At 72.2% G+C, this 6,000-nt stretch carries 6 protein-coding genes and 3 pseudogenes; 4 read left to right on the forward strand and 5 right to left on the reverse strand.

From position 1 onward, the window contains the following. The first annotated feature begins 132 nt into the window (after positions 1-132). From pip to ACIO92_RS31970, 3 genes are all read left to right on the forward strand, one after another. The gene (gene pip / locus ACIO92_RS31960) at positions 133-1,098 is read left to right on the forward strand and encodes a prolyl aminopeptidase (RefSeq protein ID WP_366445793.1); all 966 of its coding nucleotides are present in this window, start codon (positions 133-135) and stop codon (positions 1,096-1,098) included. 109 nt (positions 1,099-1,207) lie between these two features. Beyond that, positions 1,208-2,095: a TIGR03619 family F420-dependent LLM class oxidoreductase gene (locus tag ACIO92_RS31965; protein WP_402061071.1), complete on the forward strand. Its 888-nt coding sequence runs from the start codon at positions 1,208-1,210 to the stop codon at positions 2,093-2,095. Positions 2,096-2,166: 71 nt separating this feature from the next. Beyond that, complete coding sequence (locus ACIO92_RS31970) at positions 2,167-2,553, forward strand: hypothetical protein (protein ID WP_402596815.1); 387 nt, start codon at positions 2,167-2,169, stop codon at positions 2,551-2,553. 132 nt (positions 2,554-2,685) lie between these two features. Here the strand turns inward: ACIO92_RS31970 and ACIO92_RS31975 are convergent, their stop codons facing one another. The 3 genes and pseudogenes from ACIO92_RS31975 to ACIO92_RS31985 all read right to left on the reverse strand — a co-directional run. Beyond that, entirely contained in the window at positions 2,686-3,213 is a 528-nt protein-coding gene (locus ACIO92_RS31975) for a peptidylprolyl isomerase (RefSeq protein WP_366445795.1), read from the reverse strand. 222 nt (positions 3,214-3,435) lie between these two features. Continuing rightward, positions 3,436-3,588: a hypothetical protein gene (locus tag ACIO92_RS31980; protein WP_366445796.1), complete on the reverse strand. Its 153-nt coding sequence runs from the start codon at positions 3,586-3,588 to the stop codon at positions 3,436-3,438. Positions 3,589-3,613: 25 nt separating this feature from the next. Further along, positions 3,614-3,727 (reverse strand): annotated as a pseudogene (locus ACIO92_RS31985) (TetR/AcrR family transcriptional regulator); the annotation flags it as partial. A 624-nt stretch (positions 3,728-4,351) separates the two neighbouring features. Here ACIO92_RS31985 and ACIO92_RS31990 point away from each other — a divergent pair. After that, positions 4,352-5,218, forward strand: a complete 867-nt coding sequence (locus ACIO92_RS31990) for a hypothetical protein (RefSeq protein ID WP_366445797.1) — start codon at positions 4,352-4,354, stop codon at positions 5,216-5,218. A 198-nt stretch (positions 5,219-5,416) separates the two neighbouring features. On the opposite strand, the pseudogene ACIO92_RS31995 reads toward ACIO92_RS31990, so the two are convergent. Together ACIO92_RS31995 and ACIO92_RS32000 are read right to left on the reverse strand one after the other, a co-directional pair. Next, positions 5,417-5,578 (reverse strand): annotated as a pseudogene (locus ACIO92_RS31995) (LysR family transcriptional regulator); the annotation flags it as partial. Between the two features lie 322 nt (positions 5,579-5,900). Beyond that, positions 5,901-6,000, reverse strand: a pseudogene (locus ACIO92_RS32000) (IS481 family transposase); the annotation flags it as partial.

Below are 6,000 nucleotides of genomic sequence, written 5' to 3' on the forward strand. Positions count from 1 at the left end.
GGCGACGACGCCCGGCGGCCCGGCGGGCGTCACCGTCGGGGCCACGCGTACGGGGACGGAAGCGGATGGCCTCGTCCCCGGGTGTCCACTAGCCTCGTGGGGTTGTTCTCCGCGCCCGCAGAAGGAGACCCCGTGGCACAGCCGTTCCCGCCCGTCGAACCGTACGCGCACGGCCTCCTCGATGTCGGCGACGGAAACCGGATCCACTGGGAGACCAGCGGCGACCCCGAGGGGAAGGCGGCTCTGTGCGTGCACGGCGGCCCCGGCAGCGGAGGGCGCCGCGGCAGCCGCGCGATGTTCGATCCCGAGGTCTTCCGGATCATCCTGTTCGATCAGCGTGGTTGTGGTGAAAGCCTGCCGCACGCCTCCGATCCGTCCGTCGGTCTCGATCACAACACCACGGACCATCTGATCGCCGACATGGAGCGCCTGCGCGAGCACCTGGGGGTCGAGCGCTGGCTCCTGTACGGCGGTTCCTGGGGCTCGACGCTGATCCTCGCCTACGCCGAGCGCCATCCCGAGCGTGTCTCGGAGGTCGTCCTCGTCGGTGTCACCACGACCCGGCCGGAGGAGACCGACTGGCTCTACCGCGGCGTCGGACGCTTCCTGCCGGGTCCCTGGGAGACCTTCCGCGACGCGCTTCCGGAGACGGACCGGGGTGGTGATCTCGTGGCCGCCTACGACCGGCTGATGAACAGCCCCGATGAGTCCGTGCGGGTCAAGGCGGCGCGGGCCTGGTGTGCTTGGGAGGACGCCGTCATCGCCCATGAGGCACTCGGTCACCCGGGGTCCTACAGCGACAGGCCCGACGACGCCCTGATGGCGTTCGCGCGCCTCTGCGCGCACTACTTCGCGAACGACGCCTGGCTCGATGACGGGCAACTGCTGCGCCACGCGGACCGGCTGGCCGGGATTCCGGCCGTGCTGATCCACGGCCGCCTCGATCTGGGCACCCCGTTGAAGACCGCGTGGGAGCTGGCCGCGGCATGGCCGGACGCGGAGCTGCGCGTGATCGACGACTCCGGGCACACGGGCAGTCCCGCGATGCGGGACGCGGCCCTGGAGGCCCTCGCCCGGTTCGGCGCGAACGGACGGTGACGTGCGCCGCGCCGTGTCCCCGTCTTCCGAGGACGCTCCGCGGCTGTTGCCCGCCTCTCGTTCGACCGATGAGGGGACCTCCGGCGCGGATCGCGTGCAAGATGAACACATGCGTATGGGAATCGCGTTGCCACAGTACGGAAGTCATGCCCGGGCCGCCTCGATAGCCGGGTTCGCCAGGGATGCCGAGGCCGTGGGGTTCGACTCGCTCTGGGTCGGGGACCGTGCCCTGACACCGGTCGCGCCGAGCGAGGTCTATCCGGGGTACACGGCGGAGAATCCGTATCCGCCGGGGTTCAGGACCTTCCTCGATCCCCTGCTGGTGCTGACGGTCGCGGCGTCGGCCACCACACGGGTGCGCCTCGGCACCAGCACCCTCAACGCCCCTTGGTATCCGCCCCTGTTGCTGGGGCGCTCGCTCACCTCGCTCGATCTCCTCAGCGCGGGCAGGCTGGACGTCGGGCTCGGCATCGGATGGATGCGGGACGAATACTCCGCCCTCAACGTCGAGTTCTCCCGGCGCGGAGCGCGGCTGGAGGAGATCCTCGACATCCTGGGCGCCATGTGGGCCGAGGAGGTCTTCGGGCACGAGGGGGCGCACTGGACCATCCCCCGTTCCCATGTCGGTCTCCGACCGGCCCAGAAGCCGGGCCCGCCGGTCTACTTGGGCGGTCTCTCCCCCGCGGCGATGAGCCGGATCGGCCGCCGCGCGGACGGATGGGTCGGGGTCGCCCTGCCGCCCGCGGCGCTCGCGGGCCTGTGGGACCTGGCACGCCGCGCCGCGGAGGAGGCGGGCCGTGATCCTGACGCGCTGCGGCGCGAGATCCGCCACAACCCCGCGCCGGGGGCTTCGGCGGACGACATCGCGGCGGTACTGACCGGCGTACGGGAGTCGGGGGCCGACGGCTGTCTCATCGATCTCCAGCAGTGCGTGAGTGAGCCGGAGCAGATGCTGGAACTGGGTGCGGCGGTACTGGACCGGGTCCGAGCGGGCTGAGTTCCGCCCGCTGCCGGGCCGTCAGTCACGTACACCACCCGCGACTCGGACGTACGTGCGAAGATGCGCCGGTGGTGACAGATGCCGAGTGGGACGAGACGCGGAGAGGACTGCGTTTCGGCCAGGTGTACGAGGGCACCGTCGTGCTGGTTCCCCGCCCGGGCAACATCGGGATCTTCGTGGACATCGGTCTCGCCGCGGGAGGCTTCGTCGACGCCCTGATACTTCCGCACGAGGGCGACGACTGGCCGACGGAGGGCACGGTCACGGACTTCGAGATCTGGTGGGCCGACAGCCGTCAGCAGATCCGGCTCAAGCCGTCCGATCCGCGCTGCCTCCGGCACGACTTCGCGGACTTCGTGGCGCGCTTCCGCCCCGACTGGCCGTCCCGGATCGGCCGACCCGTCCCTGATCCCGGTCCTCCGGCCTCCGACGGACCGCCGCCCGACTCACCTTAGAGCGGAAGAGGGCCCAGCCCCGGAGAGCCGGGCCCTCTTCCGCCTGGGTGGCTGCCCTGCCCGACAAGGACGCCCGGACCAGGCGTCCGCCCGGAGGGGATCCCCCTCAGGGCGGAGGGGCGAGGCCCGGGGTCAGCGGGTCTCGATCACGACCTTCTCGATGACGACATCCTTGACCGGGCGGTCGTTGCGGGGGTTGGTCTCGGCCGTCGCGATGGCGTCGACGACCTTCTTGCTCGCCTCGTCGGCGACCTCGCCGAAGATGGTGTGCTTGCCGGTGAGCCAGGTGGTCGGTCCGACGGTGATGAAGAACTGGGACCCGTTGGTGCCCGGTCCGGCGTTGGCCATGGCCAGCAGGTAGGGCTTGGTGAACGCCAGGTCGGGGTGGAACTCGTCCGCGAACTTGTACCCGGGCCCGCCGCTGCCGTTGCCCAGGGGGTCGCCGCCCTGGAGCATGAACCCCTCGATGACCCGGTGGAAGACCGTGCCGTCGTACAGCGGTTCGTTGCTCGGCTGACCGGTGTTCGGGTCGATCCACTGGCGCTCGCCCGTGGAGAGTTCGACGAAGTTCTTGACGGTCTTGGGGGCGTGGTTCGGCAGCAGCCGGATCACGATGTCCCCCTGGTTCGTCTTCAGTGTCGCGTACAGCTCTTCCGCCATGACGGTCCTTCATTGTTCGGCCTGCTGACCCGGCCAGCCTTCCCCGCCGAAGCATCCGTACGTGGCGATCCGACGCCATCTCACCCGTACGGGGCTCGCGGGCGGACGTCCCCGGTGGCCCCCGGCCTTCTCCGACCGGCCCGTCGAACGCTCCGGCGTCGCCCCCGGTCCCTGTCGGAGCCCGGGAGGGCCACCCTGCCGCAGGGTCCGGCGCGCCGGGATTCACAGGCCGTGCGGTGGCGTCCGCAGGCCTTCGAGCAGGGCGGCCAGATAGCGGTGGGCGGTGTCGATGCGCTCGGCGGTCGAGCCTCCGTGGACGGCGACGGCGTGGGCGACGCAAGCACATGAGCGGGACGAGGTCGGCGGCGGACACATCGGAGCGGACCGCACCGGCGTCACGCGCCCGTTCGAGAAGAACGGTGCCCGCCTCGTGGAGGCCCGCCTTGAGCTCGGTGGTGCGCGGCAGGGCGTCCACGGTGGCGGCGGTGACCGGGGCCAGCGAGGTGTCGGTCACCTGCGCTTCGACCGTACGGAACAGGAGACCCTCAAGGGCGCGCCGGGCGTCGGTGTCGTCGAGCGCCCGCTCCGCGTGGGCACGGAGGTTTTCCGGACAGGGGGTCGCGACGGTCTCCAGCGGCGCTTCGGGGGTGGCGAAGTGCCGGTAGACGGTGCGGACCCCGACGCCGACGCGGCGGGCGACGTCGTTTGAGCTGGAGCGCCGTTCCCTGGTCGACGAGGGAACGGGCCACGGTGACGATCCGCTCCCCGTCGCGGGCGGCGTCCTCGCGCAGGGGAGTCGTCACGGGGCCATGCCCGTCGGATGGCTCATCCGGTTAGGGAGGATCCGCTCCCCCGAAGGGGCGACAGGGCGGGCGCCGATGAAGCAACCGGTCGATTCAGGCCCGTTGGGGAAAGCGCCGGGTTCACCCCGTGCGCAGGGGCGGTGGCGGCTGGTGGGCAGGAAGCGCCAGGTGGTCGCCCCGGTCGGGCGGCGCGGGCGGGGGGCCGGTCGTGGCCGAAGGCCGTACGGACGCCGCCGGGCGGTCTTCCCCGCCTCCGGCGCGATGCGCTATGCCTGGCCCATCCGACCCTGGAGGACACAGGTGACCGCCCGGAACAACACGCATCGGACCCGCCCATGCCGATGACCCGCTTCGACGACATCTACGACCGGCCCGATCCCCGTTCGTACTTCAGCGAGTTGGGGGCGCTGGGGTATCGGACGCCCCATCACGCCCAGAGCGTCTTCCGTGGCCTCCTGCCCCTTGTCGGCCTTCCCGAGGCGTCCGTAGGACAGTCCGACGGTCCGGACGGCGGGGTGCCGGGCACGGTCCTGGACATCTGCTGCTCGTACGGCATCAACGCGGCCCTGCTCAACCACCGGGTGACGATGGAGGAGCTGCGCGAGCGCTACGCCTCGCCGGAGGCGGCAGCGATGACGACCACCGAGCTGATCGAGTGGGACCGCGCGTACTACGCGGCGCGCCGTCGCCCGGACGCCGTGCCCGTCGTCGGCCTCGACATCTCCGCCCCGGCCGTCGCCTACGGTCGCGCGGTGGGCCTGCTCGACGACGGGTTCGCCGAGAACCTGGAGGTCGCCCCGCCCAGCCCCGCCCTGTACCGGGCCACCCGGGGCACCCGGCTGATCACCGTGACCGGCGGAGCGAGCTTCCTCTCCACCCACACCTTCCGGCCACTGCTGGAGGACCGGCGGGAGCGGCCGTGGGTGGCCGCCTTCGTCCTGCGGACGGGCTCCTACCAGCACATCGCCGACGGCCTGGCCCTGTTGGGCATGACCACGGAGAAGGACACGACCCGCACCTATCCGCAGCGGCGCTTCACCGACGCCGACGAACAGCGTGATGCCGTCGCCTCGGTGTCCGCCCTCGGCGACGACCCCCGGGGCAGGGAGAGCGACGGTCAGTTCCACACGGCACTGCACCTCACGCGCCCCGCGGCGCAAGCCGCTTCCCGCCCCTTGCGCACCTTGCCGCGGGACGGCTGAGCCCCCGGCGGCACGGGGCCGCCGTCCACGGTCCGGCAGGGTCCCGACGATCATGGCGGTGCCTCTTGGCCCCGGACCCTCCGGGGAGGACACTCACCGCCGGGCTCCCCTCGGGCCCGTCCGAAGAGGCCGGGGCCCACGGCCGTTCCCACCGGTCGCGTACCCGTCGGCGCCGTACGGGAGCCGTCGCGCGGGGCTCCCGGCTCCCCCGCGAGACGTCAGGGAGGCGCCGAGGGCGGACTCCAGCTCCTTGATCGTCCGGCTGAGGGGAGGCTGGCTCCTGTGCAGTCGGGCGGCGGCCCGGCCGAAGTGGAGTTCCTCGGCCACGGCCGCGAAGTACCGCAGGGTACGCGGCTCCACGCCCGGCGGGCGGGGCAGCGGAGTGCCCCCGGAGCCTCGCCCGCCGGACCGTCCGGGCCGGACACTCCCCGGAGGTCATCTCGTCGCGCTGCGCAAGGCCCTCGCCGGACCCGGGTCCGGGGGCGCGGGCGCCTCACCGCTCGGTGCGCTGCCCGTACGTGCTCCTCCCGAGGCGGTGCCGGTCCCGGGGACTGGACGCGGACCTCTCGACCGGACGCCTGCCGGGCCCGACATGCCCGCGCGGAGGCGGAGTTCGGACCGAACGGGGATGGAGCGGCCCGCCGCCGTCGCGTCCGCGTGCCAGCCCGTACGCGTCCGCGGGCTAGATGTATTGACCCGCAGGGTTGTTGACACGGCTGATGGGCGGGTGTCCGTCGAGTGCGGTGTGGCAGCGGTGGTGGTTGTAGGTGTGGAGGAAGTCT

Origin of the sequence: Streptomyces sp. NPDC087215 (assembly GCF_044744885.1) — a bacterium.
Taxonomy (GTDB): Bacteria; Actinomycetota; Actinomycetes; order Streptomycetales; family Streptomycetaceae; genus Streptomyces.